Genomic DNA, 23175 nt, shown 5'->3' with positions numbered 1-23175 from the left:
GGCGTGTTGATTTCACCGCCATACGCCCTTTTCTTATTTGGAGCCTGCTGTGACAGACACGCCCGCAATCGAACTCGTGGGCATCGATAAGAAATTCGGTGCCGTCCACGCAAACAAGGACATCAACCTTACCGTCGCCAAGGGCTCGATCCATGGCATCATCGGAGAAAACGGTGCCGGTAAGTCGACTTTGATGTCGATCATCTACGGCTTTTATCACGCCGACGCCGGCGAAATCCGCGTCAATGGCACGCCGATCTCGATCCGCGACAGCCAGACGGCGATTGCCGCCGGTATCGGCATGGTGCACCAGCACTTCATGCTGGTCGACAATTTCACGGTGCTTGAGAACATCATGCTCGGCGCCGAAGGCGGCGCGCTGCTCGCCAAGGGCGTGGCTTCTGCTCGCGCCGAGCTGAAGCGCCTGGAAAAGGAATACGGCCTTGAGGTCAATCCTGACGCGCTGATCGAGCAGCTTCCGGTCGGCCTGCAGCAGCGCGTCGAAATCCTGAAGGCCATGTATCGTGGCGCCGAGATTCTCATCCTCGACGAGCCGACGGGCGTTCTGACCCCGGCCGAAGCCGACCACCTGTTCCGCATCCTCAAGGTGCTGCGCGATCAGGGCAAGACCGTTATCCTCATCACCCACAAGCTGCGCGAGATCATGGCGATCACCGATACGGTGTCGGTCATGCGCCGCGGCGAAATGGTGGCGACCCGCAAGACGGCCGAGACGACGGTCGAAGAACTCGCCGAGCTGATGGTCGGCCGCCGCGTTCTGCTGCGCGTCCAGAAGGGCGAATCCAATCCGGGCAAGGTTATCCTGTCGGTCAAGAACCTGACGGTGAAGGACAACCGCGGTGTCACCATGGTCGACAACGTCTCCTTCGATGTCCGGGGCGGCGAGATCGTCGGCATTGCCGGCGTTGCCGGTAACGGCCAGTCGGAACTGCTCGAAGCCATCGCCGGCATTCGCAAGCCGGCATCCGGCGAAATCCTGCTCGACGGCCAGCCAATCGACAAGGCCGATCCCGCGCGCCTGCGCGAACTCGGTCTCGCCCACATTCCCGAGGACCGCCATCACATGGGTCTGGTCCTGAAATTCGAGGAATACGAGAACTCGGTCCTCGGCTATCACCGCAAGCCGGCCTATAGCAAAGGCCCGCTGCTCGATCTCGATGCCATCCGCAAGGACGCCATGGAGAAGATCGAGAAATACGACATCCGCCCGCCGAACCCGCGCCTGAAGACTGCGAACTTCTCCGGCGGCAACCAGCAGAAGATCGTCGTGGCGCGTGAAATCGAGCGTGATCCGTCGGCTCTGATCATCGGTCAGCCGACCCGTGGCGTCGATATCGGCGCCATCGAATTCATTCACCGCCGGATCATCGAGATGCGCGATGCGGGCAAGGCGATCCTGCTCGTCTCCGTCGAACTCGACGAAATCCGTGCCCTTTCCGACCGTATCCTTGTCATGTTTGCCGGCCATGTCGTCGGCGAGAAGACGCCCGATGCCGGTGAACAGACCCTCGGCCTGATGATGGCCGGCATTGCCGCGTGAGGCCTGAATGAGCACTGCTTCCGTACCCCTACCGCGATGGATCAATTACGGCCTCATCCCGTTCCTGAACCTTCTCGTCGCTTTCCTCATCTCCGGCTTCGTCGTCTGGCTGATCGGCGAGAGCCCGCTTGATGCGCTCTCCCTGCTGATCGAAGGCGCTTTCGGCAGCGGCGAAGGCATCGGCTTCACGCTGTTTTACGCCACGAGCTTCATCTTCACCGGCCTCTCGGTCGCCGTCGCCATCCATGCCGGCCTGTTCAATATCGGCTCGGAAGGTCAGGCCTATCTCGGCGGTCTCGGCTGCGCGCTGGTGGCGCTGGCGCTCGACAATTACGTGCCCTGGTATGTGACGATGCCGATCGCCGTCCTCGGCGCCGGTATCTTCGGCGCTGCCTGGGCCTTCGTCCCGGCCTATCTCCAGGCCAAGCGCGGCAGCCACATCGTCATCACCACGATCATGTTCAACTATATCGGCGCGGCGCTGATGGTGTACCTGCTGGTGCATGTGCTGATCGTCCCGGGCAAGATGGCGCCGGAAACGCGCACCTTCCTCGATGGCGGCCAGCTGCCGAAGCTCGGATGGATCATGGAGATATTCGGCGGCAAGCTTGGCGCTGCGCCGTTCAACGTCTCCTTCATCATCGCGCTCGTCGTCGCCTGGCTCGTCTGGCTGCTGATCTGGCGCACCAAGCTCGGCTTTGAAATGCGCACGCTCGGCGTCAGCCCGACGGCTGCCGCCTACGCCGGCATTCCCTATGCCCGCACGGTCATGATCGCCATGCTGCTCTCGGGCGCACTGGCCGGCATGATGGCACTGAACCCGGTCATGGGTGCGTCTGCCCGCCTGCAGGTCGAATTCGTCGGTGGCGCCGGCTTCGTCGGCATCGCCGTCTCGCTGATGGGCCGCAATCATCCGCTCGGCATCATCTTCGCGGCAATCCTCTTCGGCGTTCTCTATCAGGGCGGCGACTGGATTTCCTTCGAGATGCCGAACATCACCCGTGAGATGATCCTGGTCATCCAGGGTCTCGTCATCCTCTTTGCCGGTGCTTTGGAATACATGTTCCGCCCGGCGATGGTTCACATCTATCAGCGGCTAACGGGCAAGTGAGGGCGAGCGATGGATTATTATGACATCTTCATCAGCGTTCTCAGCTCGACGATCCGTCTGTCGATACCGCTGATCTTCACCGCGCTTGCCGGCTTGTTCTCCGAACGTGCAGGCGTCTTCGATATCGGCCTTGAGGGCAAGATGCTGGGCTCGGCCTTTGCCGCCGCCTGCGTCGCCTATGTCACCGATTCCGCCTGGCTCGGCCTCGTTGCCGGCATCCTCTGCTCGGTGGCGCTCAGCCTGGTCCACGGCTTTGCCTCGATCACCAATCGCGGCAACCAGATCATTTCGGGCGTCGCCATCAACTTCTTCATTGCCGGTATCACCATCGTGCTCGGCCAGGCCTGGTTCGGCCAGGGCGGACGCACGCCGCAGCTGGCAGGCGAGGCGCGCTTCTCGCCGATCATCCTGCCGGGCGCCGATGCGATGCGCGAAGTTCCCGTCATCGGTCCGCTCTATGCGAATGTGATTTCAGGCAACAACATCCTGACCTATCTCGCTTTCGTGGCTGTGCCGCTCTCCTGGTGGATCCTCTATCGCACGCGCTTCGGACTTCGCCTGCGTGCCGTCGGCGAAAATCCAGGCGCGGTCGATACCGCAGGCATCTCAGTCACCTGGCTGCGCTACCGCGCCGTCATGTGTGCCGGCATCCTCTGCGGCTTCTCCGGTACCTATCTGGCGATCGCCCAGTCGGCGGCCTTCATCAAGGACATGTCGGCCGGCAAGGGCTATATCGCGCTCGCCGCGCTCGTTTTCGCCAAGTGGAAGCCGGTGCCCGTTATGTTCGCCTGCCTGCTCTTCGGCTTCCTCGATGCGCTGGCAAACTTCATGCAGGGAAAGCAGGTACCGTTGATCGGCGAAGTGCCAGTGCAGATCTTCCAGGCGCTGCCCTACGTCCTCACTTGCGTGCTGCTGGCCGGTTTCATCGGCGTGGCAATCCCGCCGAAGGCCGGCGGCGTGCCCTATACGAAGGAACGTTGATCCATGTCCCACGACCTGTTCGAGGCCGCCCGCGGCGCCATGGCTTTCGCCCACGCGCCCTATTCGAAATTCCCCGTCGGCGCGGCCATCCGCGCCGAGGATGGCAAGGTCTATACCGGCGCCAATATCGAGAACCTCTCCTTCCCGCAGGGCTGGTGCGCCGAACCGACGGCAATCAGCGCCATGATCATGGGCGGCGCCAAGAAGATCGTCGAGATGGCCGTCATTGCCGAGAAGCTGCCGCTCTGCCCGCCCTGCGGCGGCTGCCGCCAGAAGATCTCGGAATTCGCCTCGAAGGACACCAAGATCTATCTCTGTGACGAGGTGGGCGTGAAGAAGACCATGACCATGGAAGAGCTTCTGCCCTTCAGCTTCGAGACCGAACTCGGATGAACGCGGCGATCGACCTGCTCGTCGGAAAGCTCGGCGGGCTCGTGCCGCGCCACGGGATCATTCTCGGTTCCGGCCTCGGCTCGCTCGTCGGCGAGCTGGAGAACCCGGTTCGCGTTGCCTACAAGGATCTGCCCGGCTTTCCGGTGAGCGCCGTATCCGGCCATGCAGGCGAGGTCGTTGCCGGCCGTCTCGGCGGCGTACCCGTCATCATGCTCTCGGGCCGCGTGCACTTCTACGAAAAGGGCGATGCCAATGCCATGCGCCTGCCGATCGAGGTTCTCAAGGGCCTCGGCGTCCAGTCGCTGTTTCTGACCAATTCGGCTGGATCCTTGCGCGAGGAAATGCCGCCGGGTTCGGTGATGCAGATCACCGATCACATAAACTATTCCGGCATCAACCCGCTGATCGGCGAGGAAAGCGATCGCCGCTTCGTGGGCATGACTAATGCCTACGATGCTGAGCTCACGGTCGCGATGCGCAAGGCTGCCGAGAAGCTCGGCATCAAGCTGTCGCACGGGGTCTATATGTGGTTCTCCGGGCCGAGCTTCGAAACACCGGCCGAGATTCGCATGGCCCGCATTCTCGGCGCTGATGCCGTCGGCATGTCGACGGTGCCGGAAGTGATCATTGCCCGAATGTTGGGCCTCAGGGTTGCAGCAGCGTCGGTAATCACCAATTATGGGGCCGGCATGACCGGTGCCGAACTCAGCCACGACGAAACGAAAGACATGGCGCCCGTTGGCGGCGCGCGTCTCGCAGCCATCCTCAAGGAAATGGTCGCGGGTGGAGGAAGCAACAATGACTAATCACACGCACAAGGAGACGGCGGCAGTCGCGCTCTCCCTGCTCGATCTGACGAACCTCAAGGACGACTGCACCGAAGCGCAGATCGATGCGCTCTGCGAACGTGCGCAGACGCCTTTCGGAAACAGCGCCGCAATCTGCATCTGGCCGCGTTTCGTCGCCCGCGCCCGCACCGTTCTCGGCAAGGGCCACAAGGTCAGGATCGCAACCGTCGTCAACTTCCCGTCGGGCGACATGGAAATCGCCGATGTAGCCGCCGAAACCCGCGAAGCGATCGCCGACGGCGCTGACGAGATCGACCTGGTTATTCCCTACCGCAAGTTCCTGGCGGGCAATGAGAAGGCTGTCACCGACATGGTTTCCGCCATCCGCGCCGAATGCGGCAGCGGCACGCTGCTCAAGGTCATCCTCGAAACCGGCGAGATCAAGGATCCCACGCTTATCCGCCGCGCGTCAGAGCTGGCGATCGAAGCCGGTGCGGATTTCATCAAGACCTCCACCGGCAAGGTTTCGGTCAATGCCACCCTCGAGGCCGCCGATATCATGATCCGCGCCATCCGCCAGAGCGGCCGCAAGGTCGGCTTCAAGCCGGCAGGCGGGATCGGTTCGGTCGCCGACGCAGCACTCTATCTCAGCCTCGCCGAAACGATCATGACGCCGGACTGGCCGATGCCCTCGACCTTCCGCTTCGGCGCGTCCGGCCTGCTCGACGATATCCTGGCGGTCCTCAGCGGCACGCAGCCCGCGCCCGCCAAGGCCTCGAGCTACTGAGCATGATCCCGCAGGAGATCATCCGGCGAAAGCGAAACGGCGAGACGCTCTCTTCCGGAGAGATCGAAGCCTTCGTCACGGCGCTGGCAAAGGGGCATCTGTCCGAGGGGCAGATCGGCGCCTTTGCCATGGCCGTCTGGTTCGAGGGGATGACCCGGGCCGAGACGGTGGCGCTGACGCTGGCCATGGCTAACTCCGGCGATATGCTGACGTGGGAAGGCATCGACCGCCCCATTGCCGACAAGCATTCGACCGGCGGCGTTGGCGACAACGTCTCACTGATGCTGGCCCCGATCGCGGCAGCCTGTGGCCTTGCCGTGCCTATGATCTCGGGCCGCGGGCTCGGCCATACCGGTGGCACACTGGACAAGCTGGAATCCATACCAGGCTATCTGATCACCCCGGATGCTGCCCTGTTCCGCAAGGTGGTGAAGGAAGCCGGTTGCGCCATCATCGGCCAGACGGGCACGCTAGCCCCTGCCGATGGCAAGCTCTACGCCGTGCGCGATGTGACCGCGACCGTGGACTCCGTCCCGCTGATCACCGCCTCCATTCTGTCGAAGAAGCTTGCTGCCGGATTGCAGACGCTGATCCTCGACGTGAAGACCGGCAGTGGCGCTTTCTTGACGGATGCCGATGAGGCGAAGACGCTGGCAAGCTCGCTGGTCGAGGTTGCCAATGGTGCAGGCGTCAAGACCTCGGCACTGCTGACCGATATGAACGAGCCGCTGGCGGACGCTGCCGGAAATGCCGTCGAAATCTGGAACTGCCTTGATTTTCTGTCCGGCAAGAAGGCCGGCACACGGCTGGAAGCGATCGTGCTGGCTTTTGCTGCCGAGATGCTTGTCGGCAGCGGCGTGGCCGCCTCGCTTGCGGATGGCGAAGTGAGCGCGCGCCAAGCGCTCTCCTCAGGCCACGCGATGGAAACCTTCGCACGGATGGTCTCGATGCTTGGCGGCCCGGTGGATTTCGTCGAAAGCCCCGCCAGATATCTGAAGGCCGCGCCGGTACAGAAGCCGGTGCTGGCGCCGGAGAGCGGCTGGCTGGCAAGCTGTGATGCGAGAGAGGCCGGCATGGCCGTCATCGATCTCGGCGGCGGGCGGCGGCATCCATCCGACAGGATCGACCATCGCGTCGGCTTCTCCGGCCTGCTGCCGCTCGGCACGCAGGTGGAAAAGGGCCAGCCGATCGCCTTCGTCCACGCCGCCGACGATGCGGCCGCCGGACGGGCTGCGGCTGCGATAATCGCGAATTACAAGATATCCGGCGACAAGCCGAAGCTGCCACCGGTCATATCTGGCCGCGTCTGATCTTACTGCTTGAGGCTGAGCGCGCCGTCGGCGACGGAATAGGAGTCGAGCTTCTTCAGGAAGCTCATGCCGACAAGCGTATGCGACAGGGCATCATCCCGGAGAACGAAGGCTTCGACGCCCTGAACCCGGATGCCGCCGATCTCCATGCGATCGAGCGTGACATGGGCGGCCTTGGTCTGGCCGTTCGCGGTGTTGACGGCATAGCGGAAGTCGAGCTGATTGCCGCCATAGCCGAGACGGCGGGCAAGGCTTTCGTTGAGCGCCACATAGGTCGCGCCCGTGTCGATCATGCCCTGAACAGGCTTGCCGTTGATCTTGAAGTCGCCGTTGAAATGGCCCTGGGCGTCAGCCTGCAGGCGCATGCTGCCGCTGCCTGCGATGGGCGAGGGCGCTGCAGCCTGATCGGGTGCGGCGGAAACGTAATTTGCGGAAACGGGGGTATCGGCCGGCTGCGGGCTCATCGCCAGAAACAGCGAGGGCACCTGGGTCGCCAGAGCCGCGGCAATGCTCGCGAAAATGACTGTACGCATGAGCATGAAACAGAAATCCTTCCTGCATAAACCGCGCATCATGCGAGGCCTCATTCTCAAGCTGCTACGCCATAATTGCTGACAAGTTGCTAACGCCGAAACGCAAATGGCCCGGATCGCGGATCCGGGCCATGTTTGTGCACCGATTTGGTAAATCGGAAATTGACTTTACTTCGTCCCGTACATGCGGTCGCCGGCATCGCCGAGGCCGGGCATGATGTAGCCCTGCTCGTTCAGATGGCTGTCGATCGACGCGGTAAAGACCGGCACATCGGGATGTTCCGCGCGGAAATTCTTCAGGCCTTCCGGCGCCGCGAGCAGGCAGAGGAAGCGGATATTGCGCGCACCACGCTCCTTCAGCTTGTCGATTGCCGCGATCGCCGAATTACCCGTGGCCAGCATCGGATCGACGACGATGATCAGACGCTCGGAAATATCTTCGGGCGCCTTGAAGAAATACTCGACCGGCTGCAGCGTCTCGTGATCGCGATAGACGCCGATATGCGAAACGCGGGCCGAGGGCACGAGATCGAGCATGCCTTCGAGCAGGCCGTTGCCGGCGCGCAGGATCGAGGCGAAAACCAGCTTCTTGCCTTCAAGGACCGGGGACTGGATCGTCTGCAGCGGCGTTTCGATGGTCTCCATCGTCAGCTCGAGATCGCGGGTGACCTCGTAGCAGAGCAGCGTCGAGATTTCGCGCAGCAACCGGCGGAAGCTGCCCGTCGATGTCTCCTTGCGCCGCATGATCGTCAGTTTGTGCTGGACGAGCGGATGATCGATGACGGTTACGCCTTCCATGGCCAAGCCTTCCTTTGATTATTGTTATCCGACGTTTCTTCCATCTAAATCGCCCGGACTGCAAGAGTGCAGGCGATTTTCACAGCATCATCCCCAGCGCCGGCGAGCGTCAGAGCTTCGCGAGCAGCGCCCGGCGCGTGTCGTCATCGACGAAGGCCGCCTCGATGCCGGTGCGGGTCAGATTGTCGATCTCGGCGTCGCTGAAGCCGAAGGCATCGGAGGCCAGCTCGTATTCCCGTTTCAGCGAGGTATGGAAGAACGGCGGATCGTCCGAGCTGATCGTCACGCGCACGCCGGCTTCCTTCAGCTTGCGCAGCGGATGCGAGGCGAAATCAGGGAAAACCTTCAGCGCGATATTCGAGCCCGGGCAGACTTCCAGCACGGTGCCGAGATCGGCCAGCCGCTTGACGAGATCGGCATCCTCGATTGCCCTGACACCATGGCCGATGCGGGCCGGGCGCACGTCGTTCAGCGCATCCTCGACGCTGAAGGCGCCGCAGACCTCGCCGGCATGGATCGTCAGCCCGAGACCGGCGTCACGGGCGATATCGAAAGCACGGGCATAATCCGCCACGCGGCCCATCCGTTCTTCACCGGCAAGGTTGAAACCGGTGATCAGCGGGTTTTGCGCCTTCGCCGCATATTCGGCAGCGCCGATCACGCTTTCCGGGCCGAAGTGACGTTCGCCGGTAACGATCAGCCGCGCCTCGATACGGCTCTTGGCCTTGGCGCGGCGAATGCCTTCGCAGACGCCTTCGATATAGGCATCGGCACCGAGGCCGATACGCTTGCCATGATCGGGAGAGACGATGAGCTCGCTATAGATCGTCCCGATGCCGGAGAGCTCGGCGAGATAGGTTTCCGTCAGCAGCGCATAGTCTTCCTCGGTCTTGTAGACCTCGGAAACCTTGTCGTAGCACTCCAGGAAGCTTGCAAAATCATGCCAGACATAGGCGCCATCCCTGAGATAACGCGTGATGTCGATATTGTACTTGCGTGCCTGTTCCAGCGTCAGCGCCGGCGGGGCCGCGCCCTCCAGGTGGCAGTGCAGCTCAACCTTCTTCAAATGCGATGTCATAAAAAGCTTCTCCCATGCGGCCCGGCGGCAATGCCGAGATGCCGGGCAACCGTTTCGCCGATATCGGCATATGTTCTGCGGATCCCGATATCGCGCGAGCGCAGCCCTGGTCCATAGGCAAGGATCGGAACGCGTTCGCGCGTGTGGTCGGTGCCGCGCCAGGTCGGATCGCAGCCATGATCGGCCGTCAGGATCACCAGATCGCCTGGCGCGAGCTTGCGATGCACATCCGGAAGGCGCGCATCGAAGGCTTCGAGCGCGGCGGCATAGCCGGGAACATCGCGGCGGTGGCCGTAGATCATGTCGAAATCGACGAAATTCGTGAATACCAGCTCGCCGTCCTGCGCTTCGTCCATGGCGGCCAACGACGCATCCATCAGCGCCTCGTTGCCATTCGCCTTGATCACCCGCGAAACGCCCTGATGGGCGAAGATATCGCCGATCTTTCCGATGGCGTGCACCTTGCGTTCGGCGGTGACCAGCCGGTCGAGCAGCGTCGGCTCCGGCGGCGGTACTGAGAAGTCGCGCCGGTTGCCGGTCCGTTCGAAGGTCGAGGCCGTCTCGCCGATAAAGGGCCGGGCGATGACACGGCCGATATTGTAGCTGTCGAGCAGCGCCCGGGCGATGCGGCAGAAACCAAGCAGCCGCTCAAGCCCGAAATGCTTCTCGTGGGCAGCAACCTGGAAGACGGAATCAGCCGACGTGTAGCAGATCGGCTTGCCCGTGCGGATATGTTCCGCGCCGAAGCGGGCGATCACCTCGGTTCCCGAAGCATGGCAATTGCCGAGAATACCGGGCACGTCGGCCGCCGAGCAGAGCGCCTCGACCAGCTGTGGCGGAAAGGCATCGCCCTCGGTCGGGAAGTAGCCCCAATCGAAGGTGACAGGCGTACCGGCGATCTCCCAATGCCCGGATGGCGTATCCTTGCCGCGGGAGACTTCGCTCGCGCATCCGTGAATGCCGTAAACTTTCTCCGGCATCGGCATCCCCGCCGGAAACCGCCCGGTCGCAGCCTTCGCCGCCTGCAGCAACCCCAGAGCCGTCATATTCGGAAGCAGGAGCGGCCCGGACCGCAGCCCGGCGCGATCGGCAGCGCCGGCAGCGCAGAACTCGGCGATATGCCCAAGCGTATCAGCGCCCTCGTCGCCATAGCTGGAAGCATCCGGGCTTCCGCCCACACCGAAGGAATCGAGTACGAAAAGAAATGCACGTGCCATCATCAGACCAATTGCTGTGCGGCATCACGCCGCGATGGCGCTCAGGCATATAACGCCCGTGCTTGCTTGGCAAATTGCAGGGCAGGGCTCAGCAGTCGCCGCAGGGGATATTGTCGCCTTGACGCTGGCGGTAATAATAGGTCCGGCTGATCGTCAGGGTTTGCATGTTGCCGGGCAGGAAGGCAGGAGTGAAGGCGAAGAGTTGGTAGGGGATGCTCAACTCGGCGCGCACCAGGAAGCTGCTTGCCTTCTGCATGTCGGACGGAACGCCGGTTACAAAAGAGTTTGCTGCATAGGGTGCGGTCGTGGAGCTATTCTGCCAAGACCAGAGCACCTTTGCGTTGGCGCTCGCGTCAATCGTGATGCCGGTCAACTTGATCTGCATCTGTGATGTATTGAACGGCGCGAAGATGGCATTTGCCACGTTGCTGAACTGTTGAAGCGAGCTTTTGGTGACATTCTGCTGCTGCGTTACGATGTCGGCAACCGAACCCGCAGATCGAGCCGCGCGCTTGCTGACGCTGAGCCCGACCGTGATCTCGAAGGCGCCGATATAGAGCATCATGAGAATCGGGAAAAGGATCGCGAATTCGATCGCGCCGACGCCCGTTCGATCGCCGAAAATCTCGATGAGCTTGGATCTGATGTTGAGACGAAAGGCGCGGATCATCACGGATATTGCTCGTTCTGGAAGGCCGCGGTGGCAACGATCAGGTATTCGTTGAGGCGTGCGCCAGTCGTTGTCTTGTATGGCGTGATATAGGGGCGCACGAGATCGGTGATGACCTGCCATTTATAATAGGCCCGCACCATGTTCCTCGTACCGGAGCCACCGGGGCTATACTGGATGCCGGACGTATCAAGGCCCGTTGTGTTCATCGGAATGGTGGTCGGCATGTCCGAGAAATTCGTAAACGTCCTGACGTCGAGCCAGAGTTTGTTGGGCGTGGACACTTCGGAAGCTGAACACTGAATGAGGATCGACACTTCATTGCAGAAGGACTGACGGAAGGCTGCTGAGGTGTTTACGTCGGTCGCTCGGCCCAGGTTGTAGGTGATTTGGCCGGTGCGCATCTTGCGGGCCATCGTATCGACGCCGTTCGACACCAACTCTTCAGCCGCGAAGGCCACTAAGGTCTCGATGATTGCGAAGATCACCATGAAGTAAGGAATGGCGAGCAGAGCAAATTCAATTGCAGCGGAGCCGTCCTTGGAGCGCATGAATATTCCAAACCGGCCGCGCTTCGGCGTACTGGCTACGGCGAGCTGCTTCTGCAGGCAAGGTTCTGCGCTTTGGGGCGAGTTTGTCATCCGCCGATCCTAGGGCGCGTTCGTTGATTTTCCGTTTCAGAGCGAAGCAACAATTTAACGGAGCGGATACGTCAGCGCCGTTAGCCGCCTGTGCCTGCTGCCGTCGCCGATTCCTGCGTATGCTGTTCGCAAGTGGGAGAGCAGGAGAGGACGGAGCGGTCTGTTTGACGGTAGACGCGCACCGTGTTGCCTTCATCGATAGACACCAGGATCGTCTGGTCGAGAATGGCATTTCCGTCCACGTCGAGAAGAACGATGTTTGTTGTCCCGAAGCTGCGGCCTGTCAGCACGATCGTCTTTGAATCCGCCACCGTCGCGTCGGCAACCTTCGCATTGCCGACAATGACCTTGCTGACGGCGCGATCGAGCTTCAGTACGCGCGCGTGATCCATGTAAACGCGCAGCATGTCTTCTTCCGCCAGGGAAGAGTGCGGGCTTGCGAACCAAGGAAGGGCGGCAATGCACGCCATGATAACGGTCTTGCCGCGTGACGACATGGAACTCTCTTTGAACTTCGGCAGAATTTCACAACAGCATGGAAAAAATTGGTGAATGAAGACTTAAAAGCCGCCATTTTCGTCAGATCGGTGCAGAATGCCTCCCGAAATCGTACGCTTTTGTCACTCTGGCCGGGCGCTTGTAATGTTGTGGCACGATGCATGTATTAAAGTATAACGCCTCGAATCCTCGCTGAGGCAGCGCATCTAACGCATAGATAAAATTGTAATATATCCAGTAAGAAACCCCTCACCATGAGTGGGTCTACTTTAGCATTAACCTCCCGGTAACCCTCTTCTTTAAGCCGATTGAAACAGCGCCGCGTTAGGTTGGGCTAATCCGATCAACGGCAAACAGTTGGCGGACGTGCTGAACATCAACTGGAGTAGGAGTTACACATGACCAAGCTTGTAAGCCGTTTTCTGAAGGACGAATCTGGCGCGACCGCAATTGAATACGGTCTGATCGCCGCCCTGATTTCCGTAGCGCTGATCGCTGGCGCAACGAGCCTCGGCACCAACATCAACAACGTGTTCCAGAACCTGAGCACGAAGATGAGCAACGCCGCTACGGCTGCTTCCAAGTAAGTCGCGAATAGCGCGGCCGGAATAGGCAAGACATGCCTTGCGAAGGCTCACCTAAGACGTGAGCCTTTTTGCTTTTTGGGGATCGGTAGATGATTGCTGCAGCCGTGTTCGTGATTTTTCCGTTCTGCTTGGCCGTCGCGGCTCTGTCCGATCTCTTCACGATGACCATTCCTAATCGGGTGTCTCTCGTCCTAGCGCTCAGTTTTCTGCTGACGGCTCCGTTAGTGGGGATGCAGTTTGAGGCAATCGGCTTGTCGCTCGTCGCAGGCCTCGCTGTGTTCATGGCCTGCTTTGCGCTATTCGCTTTGAACATCATGGGCGGTGGCGACGCCAAGCTTCTCTCTGCCGCCGCTCTCTGGTTCGGCCTTACAAACTCTCTGGTCCTGTTTGTTGCGGCTGTCGGCCTGTTCGGCGGGCTTCTGACCTTCGCTATCCTGTTGCTGAGAACGCAGTCGAACACGATCCTTGCGATGGGCGTACCTGTTCCAAATTCACTGATTTTGGCAAAGAAGATCCCCTACGGCATTGCGATCGCAGCGGGTGGATTTATTGCCTTCCCTTCGTCGCCGATCTTTACCGCGACCTTGGAAGCCCTGAAATAGCGGCGTTTTAAACGCTCGTTAACTTAAAATGTAAGGCTTCCGTTAACTATAATTACACCAATTCAAGAGCATTCTGCGAGACGAATATGCATCGTCCCGAGGAATGATCGATGAAACCCGCCCGTCTTCTTATACTTTCAGTGGCCGTTGTCGCCGCCGGTCTGGCCGGCCTGCTGGCAATGCAGCTTGCTGGACGCGGTGGCGTCGTTACTCAGGTACAGTCGGTTGTCGAAAAGGAACCGACGGTCAACGTCCTTGTCTCCAGCGCCAATCTCGCTGTCGGATCGCGAATCGACGAAAAGACGGTTCATTGGATGCCTTGGCCTCAGGACGGCGTCGTCCAGGGCTTTATCACCGAGACGGAAAAGCCGGATGCCCTGAAGGAATTGCAGGGTGCGGTCGTCCGTTTGCCGATCTTCGAGGGCGAACCGATACGCCCTGAAAAGGTGGCGGATTCGAATAGCCGCATCCTTTCAGCTTTGCTTCCCGCCGGAAAGCGCGCCGTCGCCACCGAGATTTCGGTCGCAACTGGCGCTGGCGGCTTCATCCTGCCGAATGATCGCGTCGACGTCATCATGGTTCGCAAGGGGCAGGGCACCGACAAGTTCATAACCGAAAACGTGCTGAACAACGTTCGCGTCCTGGCGATCGACCAACAGATCCAGGAGAAGGAAGACGGCTCGAAAGCGGTGGTCGGCACGACCGCGACGCTGGAGCTGACCCCCGACCAATCCAAAGTCCTGATTGTCGCGCAGCAGATGGCCGACAGGCTTTCGCTGACGCTGCGTTCGGTCGCCGATGCGCAGGAGCAGGATACCACCGCGGCGGACTATCTGCTCAGCGGCGACAACGGAAATGCACTGGTTCAGGTCATCAAGTCGGGATCGATCGTGACCGATAGCGCTGCGCCGAAGGCAGAATGAGGACATCGAGATGACCAAGACCGCACGGCGCACCAAGCTTCTGCTCACCACTGTCATGTCGCTCACGGTTGCGATCACCGGCCTCGTGCCGGATTTCATGGCTCCCGTCTTCGGCGTCAGCAAGGCATTTGCCGATGCCGACGGCATTGTCCGCATCTCGCAAAGCGGTCCTGGTGCCCATCGCCGCCTCAAGCTCGGCCTCAACAAGGCGGTTGTCGTCGATCTGCCTGAGGACGCGCATGATATCCTCGTTTCCGATCCGTCGATGGCCGACGCCGTGACGCGCACGTCGCGCCGCATCTATCTTTTCGGCAAGAAGGTCGGCCAGACGAACATCTTCATCTTTGGCGCTGACGGCCAGGAAGTCGTCAGCCTCGATATCGAGATCGAACGCGATGTCTCCGGTCTCGAAGCAAATCTGAAGCGCTTCATTCCGGACTCGAACATCAATGTCGAGATCGTTTCCGACAACATCGTGCTGACCGGCACGGTGCGTACGCCGCAGGACGCGTCGCAGGCAGCTGACCTGGCTGGCGCCTTCCTGAAGGGTGGCGAAGCGACGACGCGGACGGAAACGGCATCGAGCAGCGCGCAACAGGGCGACGTAGCTCTCTTCGCCGAAGCTCGCCAGCAGTCGCAGGTGGTCAACCTGCTGCAGATCCAGGGCGAGGATCAGGTAACGCTGAAGGTGACGATCGCTGAGGTTCGCCGCGAAATTCTCAAGCAGATCGGCTTCGACAATCTTGTTTCCGGCTCATCGGGCCTGACGGTCGCGCAGCTCGGAGCGCCGGCCGTCGATGGCGCCGCGTCCGTCGCTGGTGGTGGTCTCGCAGCGCTCTTCAAGTCGTCGATCGGGAAATACGATATCTCGACCTACCTGAATGCACTTGAGCAGGCCAAGGTCGTCAGAACGCTCGCCGAGCCAACGTTGACCGCAATCTCTGGGCAGGCCGCGACCTTCAATTCCGGTGGTCAGGTTCTGTATTCCACGACCGACAATGACGGTAACGTCACTGTCGTTCCCTACAATTATGGTATCAATCTCGGCTTCAAACCGGTGGTTCTCTCGTCGGGCCGCATCAGTCTCGAGATCAAGACCAATGTTTCCGAGCCCGCTCCGTCGGCGACGGGTTCTGCTCCGACCTATCAGCGCCGCTCGGCCGAAACCTCGGTGGAATTGCCCTCCGGCGGCTCGATCGCCCTTGCCGGCTTGATCCGCGACAACGTTTCTCAGACCTCCAACGGCACGCCGGGGGTCAACAAGATCCCGCTGCTCGGCACGCTTTTCCGTCAGCGGACGGTCGAGCGCGACGAGACAGAGTTGGTCATCATTGCGACGCCCTACCTGGTGCGCCCGGTTGCCCGCAACCAGCTGAACCGTCCGGACGACAATTTCAGCCCGGAGAACGACGGCCAGGCCTTCTTCATGAACCGTGTGAACAAGGTCTACGGCAGTCGCGAGGCGCCGGTCGCCGACGCGCAGTTCCATGGCTCCATCGGGTTTATCTACAAATGAGAACGGCGCAGCTGGAAACGATCATGATGAAGTCCAATCAGGCGGTGGCCGGTATGACACAGATGAAGACAAGCGCTCCGAAATTGCTGGCTATGGCCGGTCTGTTGGCTGCAGCCGCTCTCACGGGCTGCGCGGCGCCGCGCGACAATCTGACGACCGGCGGCATTCCCGACGATTACCGGCAGCGTCACCCGATCGTCGTGACCGAAGCGGAGCAGGCTGTCGATATCCCGGTTGCCACCACGGATCGCCGGCTGACCATCGCTCAAAAAGATCTCATTCGCGGTTTCGCAACGATGTATATCTCGCGCGCGTCCGGCCCGGTTTACCTGATGTCGCCGCAGGGCTCCGCCAACGCCTCGGCGGTCAGCCAGCTGCGGGGCCAAGTCCGCGCCGAGCTTGCTTCACGCGGTATCTCGACCTCCAAGATTGTCTACGCCTCCTATGCCGCGGCAGGTGGCGGAGATGCGGCACCCATCCGCCTGACCTTCACGGGTACGACCGCCGTAACGACCCAATGCGGCCAGTGGCCGAAGGATATCGGCGGTGGCTTCGACAATCAGAATTACTACAATTTTGGCTGCGCCTATCAGAACAACCTGGCGGCGCAGGTTGCCAATCCCGAGGACTTCATTGCGCCGCGCGGCATGACGCCGATCGATGCAGCGCGCCGCAACAATGCGATCACCGAGTATCGTGGATACAGCACGACTCTCGAACAGAGCGACGCCTCTGGCTTCTAAGCACGGAACGGAATGATGAGCGCAGTCGAATACGAAATCACAAACACGACCGAGCTTCGCAACGCCGAAGAAGCCGTTCGCATGGCTGATCTCGAAAATATGCGGCCTCTGCCACGTATCTCGGTTCACGCCTTTTGCGAGAGCGAAGCGTTGCAGCAGGTCATGGAGCGCTGCGCCAATGATCGCCGTGTGTCCAAGGTCAGCCTGCGCATAACCAGCGGCGGCATCGCCGCTGCCGCCAACATGTTCCAGACGACGCCGACGCCGAACCTCATCATTCTCGAGACCAAGGCGAGCGCCGCAAACCTGCTCGCCGAGCTGGCGCCGCTCGCCAGCGTCTGCGATCCCTCGACCAAGGTCGTCATCGTCGGCTATTACAACGATATCGCCCTTTACCGCGAACTGATCCGCAACGGCATCTCCGAATATATGGTGCAGCCGGTCTCGATGCCTGACGTCATGATGGCCATGGCGCAGATCTTCGTCGATCCGGATGCGGAGCCGCTTGGACGCAGCATCGCATTCATTGGTGCCAAGGGCGGTGTCGGCGCCTCGACTATCGCCCATAACTGCGCGTTCGGCATCTCCAGCCTGTTCGCGACAGAAACGATCCTCGCCGATCTCGACCTTCCCTATGGCACGGCGAACATCGATTTCGACCAGGATCCGACACAGGGCATCGCCGAAGCCGTCTATGCGCCGGAACGCTTGGACGAAGTATTTCTCGATCGCCTGCTGACGAAGTGCTCCGAGCATCTGTCGATGCTGGCAGCGCCGTCGCTGCTCGACCGCGCCTATGACTTTGATGGTCACGCATTCCAGCCGGTTCTCGACGTGCTGCAGCGTAGTGCCCCGGTCACGGTTCTCGATGTACCGCATGCCTGGTCGGAATGGACGCGCTCAGTGCTCAGCGCCGCAGACGAGGTGGTGATCTGCGCCGCGCCTGATCTCGCGAACCTGCGCAACACCAAGAACATGCTCGACGCGTTGCGTAAGCTGCGTCCGAACGACAAGGCGCCGCATCTGATCCTCAATCAGGTCGGCATGCCGAAGCGTCCTGAAATTGCTCCCGGCGACTTCTGCGAGCCGCTGGAGACCGATCCGATCGCGATCATTCCGTTCGATATCAACCTCTTTGGCAATGCGGCGAATAGCGGCCGAATGATCTCGGAAATGGATCCCAAGTCGCCGACCGCGGAAACCTTCTCGCAGCTTTCGCATATCGTCACTGGTCGTGTCGCCGTGAAGAAGGCGAAGCGCGGCGGCCTTCTCGGACTTCTGAAGCGCGGTAAGTAACGTAAAGCGTAGATTGGAATTGGCATGTTCGGAAAACGCGGAAATGATGGTTTCGGAAAGGCTGGCGGCGTAGCAGCGCCACCGCCGCCGGTTGCCGTTGCCGCACCGGCATCCACCTCGCCGCAGGTTCTCGTCGAGCCTGCCCGGGAGAATGCACGCCAGCAGGTGGCGCCGCCGCCGATGCAGACGCCGCAGCGCCGGCGCCCGGTTCGCACCGAAGAATACTACGACACCAAGGCGCAGGTCTTTTCCGCGCTCATCGACACGATCGACCTGTCGCAGCTTGCCAAGCTCGATGCCGAGAGCGCGCGGGAAGAAATCCGCGACATCGTCAACGACATCATCACGATCAAGAACTTCGCGATGTCGATTTCCGAGCAGGAAGAACTGCTCGAAGACATCTGCAACGACGTTCTCGGTTACGGTCCGCTCGAGCCGCTGCTGGCGCGTGACGACATCGCCGACATCATGGTCAACGGTGCCGGCCAGACTTTCATCGAAGTCGGCGGCAAGACGATGGAATCGGAAATCCGCTTCCGTGACAACTCTCAGCTCCTGTCGATCTGCCAGCGCATCGTCAGCCAGGTCGGCCGCCGCGTCGATGAATCGAGCCCGATCTGCGACGCCCGCCTTCCTGACGGCTCGCGTGTCAACGTTATCGCGCCGCCGCTGGCGATCGACGGTCCGGCCCTGACCATTCGTAAGTTCAAGAAGGACAAGCTGACCCTGGACCAGCTGGTCCGCTTCGGCGCGATCACGCCCGAGGGCGCGACGCTGCTGCAGATCATCGGCCGTGTTCGCTGCAACGTCGTCATCTCCGGCGGTACCGGTTCCGGTAAGACGACGCTGCTGAACTGCTTGACGAACTACATCGACCGTGACGAGCGTGTGATCACCTGCGAAGACACGGCCGAACTTCAGCTGCAGCAGCCGCATGTCGTACGCCTCGAAACGCGCCCGCCGAATATCGAAGGCGAAGGCGAGATCACCATGCGCGATCTCGTCAAGAACTGCCTTCGTATGCGTCCTGAACGCATCATCGTCGGCGAAGTGCGCGGACCTGAGGTTTTCGACCTTCTGCAGGCAATGAACACCGGTCACGACGGCTCAATGGGAACGATCCACTCCAACTCGCCGCGCGAATGCCTGAGCCGTATCGAATCGATGATCGCCATGGGCGGCTTCAGCCTTCCCGCCAAGACCGTCCGCGAAATCATCGCCGGTTCGATCGATGTGATCGTCCAGGCGGCTCGTCTGCGCGATGGTTCGCGCCGCATCACGGCGATCACCGAGGTGATCGGCATGGAAGGCGATGTCATCATCACCCAGGACCTGATGCGTTACGAAATCGAAGGCGAAGATGCCGCCGGCCGCCTGATCGGCCGCCATATGTCGACCGGTATCGGCAAGCCGAATTTCTGGGACCGTGCCCGCTACTATAACGAAGAAAAGCGCCTGGCCGCTGCTCTCGATGAGATGGAAGCAAAGTCGAAGGGGGCATGATGTTCGGGCTTGATCCAGTCGTTCTCGGTATCATTCTCCTCGTTGCAGTTGCCGCGGGTGCGGTTTGCTACGGCGTTCTCTTCACCCGGATGGAAACCGAGAAGAAGGCCGCGAGCCGCGTGAACCGTGTTGGCTCGGCTGAAACCGATCGCACCAACGTCAAGGCGGCGCGCGACCGCGTCCAGGAAATGTCCAAGCGCCGCAAATCTGTGCAGGACAACCTCAAGGATCTCGAAAAACGGCAGCAGGAAAATTCCAAGCGCAAGCTTTCGCTTAAGTCGCGTTTGAGCCAGGCCGGTTTTTCCATCACGCCCGCAAAGTTCTACATGTTCAGCGCAGGTTTTGGCGTATTCCTGACGCTTATCGCCTTCCTCGCTGGCGCTCCCACGATGGTGATATTGGGTGTACCCGTTATTGCCGGCCTCGGTTTGCCCCGTTGGATTCTCGGCTTCCTCATCAAGCGTCGCCAGAACAAGTTCCTTGATGAGTTTCCGAACGCACTTGATGTCATCGTTCGTTCGATCAAGTCGGGCTTGCCTCTCAACGACGCTATCCGGCTGATCGCAAATGAAGGACGCGAGCCCGTGAAGGCAGAGTTTCGACGGGTCGTCGAATCTCAGCAGGTTGGCCTTAGCGTACCCGACGCCTGCATGCGCATGACTAATTATATGCCTCTGCAGGAAGTGAGCTTCTTCGCGATCGTCATCACCATCCAATCTCAGGCCGGCGGCAATCTCTCAGAAGCGATCGGCAACCTTTCCAAGGTTTTGCGCGACCGTAAAAAGATGAAGGCCAAGGTCAAGGCGTTGTCCATGGAAGCCAAGGCCTCGGCTGTGATCATCGGCGCGCTGCCATTCATTGTTGCCACGCTCGTCTACATGACGTCACCGCAATACATGACCATTCTCTTCACCGACCCGCGCGGTCACCTGATCATGGGCGCTTCGGCGATCTGGATGTCGATCGGCATCTTCGTCATGCGCAACATGGTCAGCTTCGATATCTGACGGAGAGGGCGGAGGCGATGTCTTCAGATCTTGCATCAAGATTGACCGATCCGGCGATGCTGGTCGCGCTCCTCGTCGCGATCGCCGTTTTCGCAACACTCTATACAGTTGCTGTGCCGTTCTTCGAGCGTGGCGACCTCAACAAGCGTATGCGTGCGGTGTCCAGCGAGCGCGACCAGATCCGCGCGCGTGAGCGTGCCCGCCTGAACGCTGAGGCAACTGCAAGCAAAGCGTCGCTGAGAACGCAGAATAACCGCTCCGTCCGCCAGATCGTCGAACGCTTCAATCTTCGCGAGGCGCTGGTCGACGAAAACACGATGAATAAGCTGAAGGCTGCAGGCTTCCGTTCTGAAAACGCCCTCAACACCTTCCTGGTCGCGCGTTTTCTCTTGCCGTTCCTGTTTCTCGCTCTCGGAGCATTCTACATTTTCGGCCTCGGCCATCTGATCGAGAAGCCGCTGCCGATCCGGTTGCTCGCTGTTATCGGCACCGCCTATCTCGGCTTCTACGCGCCGAACATCTTCATCTCCAATCGCATGAGCAAGCGTCAGCACTCGATCAAGCGCGCCTGGCCCGATGCTCTCGACCTGATGCTGATCTGCGTCGAATCGGGCATCTCCATCGAAGCGGCGATGCGTCGCGTTTCCGAAGAGCTTGGCGAGCAGTCGCCGGCCCTTGCCGAAGAAATGGTGCTGACGACAGCCGAACTCTCCTTCCTCCCGGATCGTCGTCAGGCACTTGAGAATCTCGGTACCCGCACGCAGATCGATCTCGTCCGCTCGGTGACCCAAGCACTGATCCAGGCAGACCGCTACGGTACGCCGATCTCCCAGGCGCTCCGCGTTCTGGCGCAGGAAGGCCGTGACGAGCGTATGAACGAGGCGGAGAAGAAGGCCGCCGCGCTGCCACCGAAGCTCACCGTTCCGATGATCTTGTTCTTCCTGCCGGTGCTCGTTGCCGTCATTCTCGGGCCGGCCGGTATCCAGGTTGCCGATCGCTTCTGAGATCTCTTGAAGGCTTCGGCGAATGGGTTTAGCCATAGGCTCCGCGTGACTGGCGATTGAGATGGATGACCATCGGGGAGCGCGGGCTTTACGCCGCTCGCCTAGGCACCTTCGGTCACAAAGGAGCCTCTATGTCTTCAGCTGCCATTCTTTTCAGTATTTTTGCCGCCATGCTCGTCGGTGCGATGAGCCCCGGCCCAAGCTTCGTGGTCGTCTCGCGCATTGCCATTTCCCGCTCGCGTCTGGACGGGCTTGCCGCCGCGGTCGGCATGGGCGTCGGCGGCATCACCTTCAGCGTGCTTGCTCTTGCGGGGTTGACGGCGCTGCTGACGCAATTCGCCTGGCTCTATATCGTTCTAAAGGTCGCGGGCGGTGCCTATCTCGTCTACATCGCCTACCGGATCTGGCGGGGCGCAAAAGAGCCACTGACGGTTGGCGATGCCATGGACGACCGCTCGTCGATCCGCCGCAGCTTCACAACGGCGCTGCTGACGCAGCTCAGCAATCCGAAAACGATTATCGTTTACGCCAGCATCTTTGCAGCCTTCCTGCCGAAGGTCATTCCGCTTGGCGTCATCATCGGCCTGCCGATCGGCATCTTCGCCATCGAGGCTGGATGGTACGCGATCGTGGCGCTGGCTTTCTCGTCGCAGCGCCCGCGCCGCGCCTATTTGGCCGCGAAAGCCTGGATCGATCGCGCAGCCGGGCTCGTCATGGGTGGCCTCGGGCTGAGGCTGATCGTTTCCGGCATGATGCTGCGCTAGTCTATCTTGGCGTCAGTTGGTGTTGTTCGGCTGCTGGCCGTCCTTGGAAGCGAGCTTCTGCCAAGAATTCTGCTGCGACAGCATCGAGCGCAGGTAGGCGACATTGGCGTCTGCCTGCTGCTGCGAAAGTTCGCGGCGGGCGATCTGCTCTGCCTCGGAGAAGCGTCCCTGCAGGCCGACGATCAGCGCCAGGTTCTGGCGGACGCGGCTGTCGGCGGTCGGCTGGCCAGCCGCATGTCGCAGATAGGTCTCCGCGGTGCGAAGGTCACCGGTCAGCACATAGGACATGCCGAGATTGGAGAGGACGGACGGTTCGTTCGGCATGATGTCGAGCGCGTCGCGGTAGCGGGCGCGGGCCTCGCTCGGCTTGCCCATCTGGTCGAGAATGGCGCCTTGAGCGGAAACCAGCTTCCAGTCCGGACGATCAGGCGTCTGAGCGCGGCCGATCGTGTCGAGCGCCTGCTGCAGCTGTCCGGCAGCGGCCTGCGCCTTGCCGTAGGCAGCAAGAACATTGCGGTCATTAGGATTGGAGATCGCCACCTGCTGCATGACGGCGAGCGCCTGTGCGTCTCGGCCGGCCGAGCGCAGCAGCGTCGCGTAGTAGACGCCGTTGACGGGATCGCGCGGGTTCTTCTCGTAGATCTGGCCCGCGCGCTCGGTGGCGCTGCGCACTTCGTTGACGTCCATGCTTTCCACGGGTCGCGTCGAAGCCGGGATCGACCCCGTCGTCATCTTGTCCTTGGTGGTCGAGCAGCCGGCAAGCGCCAGGCCGATCATTGCCAAAGCGGCCCCCTGGAGGATACGGTTCTTGAACGGAGTGGTAGCCGAACGAGGCATCGCGCTTTCCTGAATTCAGAAACAGGC

25 protein-coding genes and 1 riboswitch are annotated in these 23175 nt (G+C 60.9%); of the genes, 17 read left to right on the top strand and 8 right to left on the bottom strand.

Features of this window, described 5'->3' with window-relative positions:
• Positions 1–49 precede the first annotated feature (49 nt).
• From F2982_RS08480 to deoA, 7 genes are read left to right on the top strand one after another with little or no spacing between them, the layout of a single operon-like run.
• On the top strand, positions 50–1561 hold the full coding sequence (locus tag F2982_RS08480) for an ABC transporter ATP-binding protein (protein WP_112714076.1): 1512 nt from the start codon (positions 50–52) through the stop codon (positions 1559–1561).
• Between the two features lie 7 nt (positions 1562–1568).
• Positions 1569–2672 carry an ABC transporter permease gene (locus F2982_RS08475; protein WP_112714074.1) on the top strand — a complete coding sequence of 368 codons (1104 nt, stop codon included), beginning with the start codon at positions 1569–1571 and terminating at the stop codon, positions 2670–2672.
• A 9-nt stretch (positions 2673–2681) separates the two neighbouring features.
• Entirely contained in the window at positions 2682–3653 is a 972-nt protein-coding gene (locus F2982_RS08470) for an ABC transporter permease (protein WP_112714072.1), read from the top strand.
• Positions 3654–3656: 3 nt separating this feature from the next.
• Positions 3657–4046 carry a cytidine deaminase gene (locus F2982_RS08465; RefSeq protein WP_037130908.1) on the top strand — a complete coding sequence of 130 codons (390 nt, stop codon included), beginning with the start codon at positions 3657–3659 and terminating at the stop codon, positions 4044–4046.
• The gene (locus tag F2982_RS08460; protein WP_199625922.1) at positions 4043–4852 is read left to right on the top strand and encodes a purine-nucleoside phosphorylase; all 810 of its coding nucleotides are present in this window, start codon (positions 4043–4045) and stop codon (positions 4850–4852) included. The genes F2982_RS08465 and F2982_RS08460 overlap by 4 nt, the downstream gene beginning before the upstream one ends.
• Positions 4845–5621 carry a deoxyribose-phosphate aldolase gene (gene deoC / locus F2982_RS08455; RefSeq protein WP_112714068.1) on the top strand — a complete coding sequence of 259 codons (777 nt, stop codon included), beginning with the start codon at positions 4845–4847 and terminating at the stop codon, positions 5619–5621. The genes F2982_RS08460 and deoC overlap by 8 nt, the downstream gene beginning before the upstream one ends.
• A 2-nt stretch (positions 5622–5623) precedes the next feature.
• Positions 5624–6931, top strand: coding sequence for a thymidine phosphorylase (gene deoA / locus F2982_RS08450; protein ID WP_203429801.1), 1308 nt, complete (start codon positions 5624–5626; stop codon positions 6929–6931).
• 2 nt (positions 6932–6933) lie between these two features.
• On the opposite strand, the gene F2982_RS08445 is transcribed toward deoA, so the two are convergent.
• The 7 genes from F2982_RS08445 to F2982_RS08415 all read right to left on the bottom strand — a co-directional run bounded on the left by F2982_RS08445 (position 6934) and on the right by F2982_RS08415 (position 12365).
• Positions 6934–7506: a TIGR02281 family clan AA aspartic protease gene (locus F2982_RS08445; protein ID WP_203429800.1), complete on the bottom strand. Its 573-nt coding sequence runs from the start codon at positions 7504–7506 to the stop codon at positions 6934–6936.
• A gap of 126 nt (positions 7507–7632) precedes the next feature.
• Positions 7633–8262 (bottom strand): uracil phosphoribosyltransferase, encoded by a 630-nt coding sequence (gene upp, locus F2982_RS08440; RefSeq protein ID WP_203429799.1) that lies wholly within the window; start codon positions 8260–8262, stop codon positions 7633–7635.
• A 109-nt stretch (positions 8263–8371) separates the two neighbouring features.
• Positions 8372–9340, bottom strand: coding sequence for an adenosine deaminase (locus F2982_RS08435; RefSeq protein WP_203429798.1), 969 nt, complete (start codon positions 9338–9340; stop codon positions 8372–8374).
• Positions 9337–10557 (bottom strand): phosphopentomutase, encoded by a 1221-nt coding sequence (locus F2982_RS08430; protein ID WP_199626727.1) that lies wholly within the window; start codon positions 10555–10557, stop codon positions 9337–9339. Before F2982_RS08430 ends, F2982_RS08435 begins: the two co-directional genes overlap by 4 nt.
• Positions 10558–10645: 88 nt before the next feature.
• The gene (locus F2982_RS08425; protein WP_203430035.1) at positions 10646–11227 is read right to left on the bottom strand and encodes a TadE/TadG family type IV pilus assembly protein; all 582 of its coding nucleotides are present in this window, start codon (positions 11225–11227) and stop codon (positions 10646–10648) included.
• Positions 11227–11868, bottom strand: coding sequence for a TadE/TadG family type IV pilus assembly protein (locus F2982_RS08420; protein WP_203429797.1), 642 nt, complete (start codon positions 11866–11868; stop codon positions 11227–11229). The genes F2982_RS08425 and F2982_RS08420 overlap by 1 nt, the downstream gene beginning before the upstream one ends.
• Before the next feature lie 80 nt (positions 11869–11948).
• Positions 11949–12365, bottom strand: a complete 417-nt coding sequence (locus F2982_RS08415; RefSeq protein ID WP_130279337.1) for a pilus assembly protein N-terminal domain-containing protein — start codon at positions 12363–12365, stop codon at positions 11949–11951.
• A 399-nt stretch (positions 12366–12764) separates the two neighbouring features.
• Between F2982_RS08415 and F2982_RS08410 the strand changes: the two genes are divergently transcribed.
• From F2982_RS08410 to F2982_RS08365, 10 genes are all read left to right on the top strand, one after another.
• On the top strand, positions 12765–12953 hold the full coding sequence (locus tag F2982_RS08410) for a Flp family type IVb pilin (protein ID WP_112514234.1): 189 nt from the start codon (positions 12765–12767) through the stop codon (positions 12951–12953).
• Between the two features lie 89 nt (positions 12954–13042).
• Positions 13043–13555, top strand: coding sequence for a prepilin peptidase (locus tag F2982_RS08405; protein ID WP_112714054.1), 513 nt, complete (start codon positions 13043–13045; stop codon positions 13553–13555).
• Between the two features lie 110 nt (positions 13556–13665).
• The gene (gene cpaB / locus F2982_RS08400; protein ID WP_112714052.1) at positions 13666–14478 is read left to right on the top strand and encodes a Flp pilus assembly protein CpaB; all 813 of its coding nucleotides are present in this window, start codon (positions 13666–13668) and stop codon (positions 14476–14478) included.
• 10 nt (positions 14479–14488) lie between these two features.
• Positions 14489–15994: a type II and III secretion system protein family protein gene (locus F2982_RS08395; RefSeq protein ID WP_112714050.1), complete on the top strand. Its 1506-nt coding sequence runs from the start codon at positions 14489–14491 to the stop codon at positions 15992–15994.
• 62 nt (positions 15995–16056) lie between these two features.
• A complete protein-coding gene (locus tag F2982_RS08390; RefSeq protein WP_246777548.1) occupies positions 16057–16737 on the top strand; it encodes a CpaD family pilus assembly protein in 681 nt (226 codons plus the stop codon).
• Positions 16738–16752: 15 nt separating this feature from the next.
• Positions 16753–18033, top strand: coding sequence for a CtpF protein (locus F2982_RS08385; protein ID WP_203430034.1), 1281 nt, complete (start codon positions 16753–16755; stop codon positions 18031–18033).
• 24 nt (positions 18034–18057) lie between these two features.
• On the top strand, positions 18058–19536 hold the full coding sequence (locus F2982_RS08380; protein ID WP_203429796.1) for a CpaF family protein: 1479 nt from the start codon (positions 18058–18060) through the stop codon (positions 19534–19536).
• Complete coding sequence (locus tag F2982_RS08375) at positions 19536–20543, top strand: type II secretion system F family protein (RefSeq protein ID WP_112714044.1); 1008 nt, start codon at positions 19536–19538, stop codon at positions 20541–20543. Before F2982_RS08380 ends, F2982_RS08375 begins: the two co-directional genes overlap by 1 nt.
• Before the next feature lie 17 nt (positions 20544–20560).
• Entirely contained in the window at positions 20561–21547 is a 987-nt protein-coding gene (locus F2982_RS08370; protein WP_112714042.1) for a type II secretion system F family protein, read from the top strand.
• Positions 21548–21582: 35 nt separating this feature from the next.
• Positions 21583–21661: riboswitch (ZMP/ZTP riboswitch) on the top strand.
• Positions 21662–21678: 17 nt separating this feature from the next.
• Positions 21679–22311, top strand: a complete 633-nt coding sequence (locus F2982_RS08365; RefSeq protein ID WP_203429795.1) for a LysE family translocator — start codon at positions 21679–21681, stop codon at positions 22309–22311.
• 12 nt (positions 22312–22323) lie between these two features.
• Here F2982_RS08365 and F2982_RS08360 read toward each other — a convergent pair whose 3' ends face one another.
• A complete protein-coding gene (locus F2982_RS08360) occupies positions 22324–23148 on the bottom strand; it encodes a tetratricopeptide repeat protein (protein ID WP_203429794.1) in 825 nt (274 codons plus the stop codon).
• Positions 23149–23175: the final 27 nt, after the last annotated feature.

The sequence above is a fragment of the Rhizobium sp. BG4 genome (genome assembly GCF_016864575.1).
Lineage (GTDB): Bacteria > Pseudomonadota > Alphaproteobacteria > Rhizobiales > Rhizobiaceae > Rhizobium.
This window is presented reverse-complemented; position numbering and strand designations above follow the sequence as displayed.

Bases quoted from the DNA above. Each gene is read 5' to 3' on its own strand.
- F2982_RS08475 (WP_112714074.1), top strand. From the start codon at position 1,569: ATGAGCACTGCTTCCGTACCCCTACCGCGATGGATCAATTACGGCCTC.
- F2982_RS08470 (WP_112714072.1), top strand. From the start codon at position 2,682: ATGGATTATTATGACATCTTCATCAGCGTTCTCAGCTCGACGATCCGT.
- F2982_RS08465 (WP_037130908.1), top strand. From the start codon at position 3,657: ATGTCCCACGACCTGTTCGAGGCCGCCCGCGGCGCCATGGCTTTCGCC.
- F2982_RS08460 (WP_199625922.1), top strand. From the start codon at position 4,043: ATGAACGCGGCGATCGACCTGCTCGTCGGAAAGCTCGGCGGGCTCGTG.
- deoC (WP_112714068.1), top strand. From the start codon at position 4,845: ATGACTAATCACACGCACAAGGAGACGGCGGCAGTCGCGCTCTCCCTG.
- deoA (WP_203429801.1), top strand. From the start codon at position 5,624: ATGATCCCGCAGGAGATCATCCGGCGAAAGCGAAACGGCGAGACGCTC.
- F2982_RS08445 (WP_203429800.1), bottom strand. From the start codon at position 7,506: ATGATGCGCGGTTTATGCAGGAAGGATTTCTGTTTCATGCTCATGCGT.
- upp (WP_203429799.1), bottom strand. From the start codon at position 8,262: ATGGAAGGCGTAACCGTCATCGATCATCCGCTCGTCCAGCACAAACTG.
- F2982_RS08435 (WP_203429798.1), bottom strand. From the start codon at position 9,340: ATGACATCGCATTTGAAGAAGGTTGAGCTGCACTGCCACCTGGAGGGC.
- F2982_RS08430 (WP_199626727.1), bottom strand. From the start codon at position 10,557: ATGGCACGTGCATTTCTTTTCGTACTCGATTCCTTCGGTGTGGGCGGA.
- F2982_RS08425 (WP_203430035.1), bottom strand. From the start codon at position 11,227: ATGATCCGCGCCTTTCGTCTCAACATCAGATCCAAGCTCATCGAGATT.
- F2982_RS08420 (WP_203429797.1), bottom strand. From the start codon at position 11,868: ATGACAAACTCGCCCCAAAGCGCAGAACCTTGCCTGCAGAAGCAGCTC.
- F2982_RS08415 (WP_130279337.1), bottom strand. From the start codon at position 12,365: ATGTCGTCACGCGGCAAGACCGTTATCATGGCGTGCATTGCCGCCCTT.
- F2982_RS08410 (WP_112514234.1), top strand. From the start codon at position 12,765: ATGACCAAGCTTGTAAGCCGTTTTCTGAAGGACGAATCTGGCGCGACC.
- F2982_RS08405 (WP_112714054.1), top strand. From the start codon at position 13,043: ATGATTGCTGCAGCCGTGTTCGTGATTTTTCCGTTCTGCTTGGCCGTC.
- cpaB (WP_112714052.1), top strand. From the start codon at position 13,666: ATGAAACCCGCCCGTCTTCTTATACTTTCAGTGGCCGTTGTCGCCGCC.
- F2982_RS08395 (WP_112714050.1), top strand. From the start codon at position 14,489: ATGACCAAGACCGCACGGCGCACCAAGCTTCTGCTCACCACTGTCATG.
- F2982_RS08390 (WP_246777548.1), top strand. From the start codon at position 16,057: ATGAAGACAAGCGCTCCGAAATTGCTGGCTATGGCCGGTCTGTTGGCT.
- F2982_RS08385 (WP_203430034.1), top strand. From the start codon at position 16,753: ATGAGCGCAGTCGAATACGAAATCACAAACACGACCGAGCTTCGCAAC.
- F2982_RS08380 (WP_203429796.1), top strand. From the start codon at position 18,058: ATGTTCGGAAAACGCGGAAATGATGGTTTCGGAAAGGCTGGCGGCGTA.
- F2982_RS08375 (WP_112714044.1), top strand. From the start codon at position 19,536: ATGTTCGGGCTTGATCCAGTCGTTCTCGGTATCATTCTCCTCGTTGCA.
- F2982_RS08370 (WP_112714042.1), top strand. From the start codon at position 20,561: ATGTCTTCAGATCTTGCATCAAGATTGACCGATCCGGCGATGCTGGTC.
- F2982_RS08365 (WP_203429795.1), top strand. From the start codon at position 21,679: ATGTCTTCAGCTGCCATTCTTTTCAGTATTTTTGCCGCCATGCTCGTC.
- F2982_RS08360 (WP_203429794.1), bottom strand. From the start codon at position 23,148: ATGCCTCGTTCGGCTACCACTCCGTTCAAGAACCGTATCCTCCAGGGG.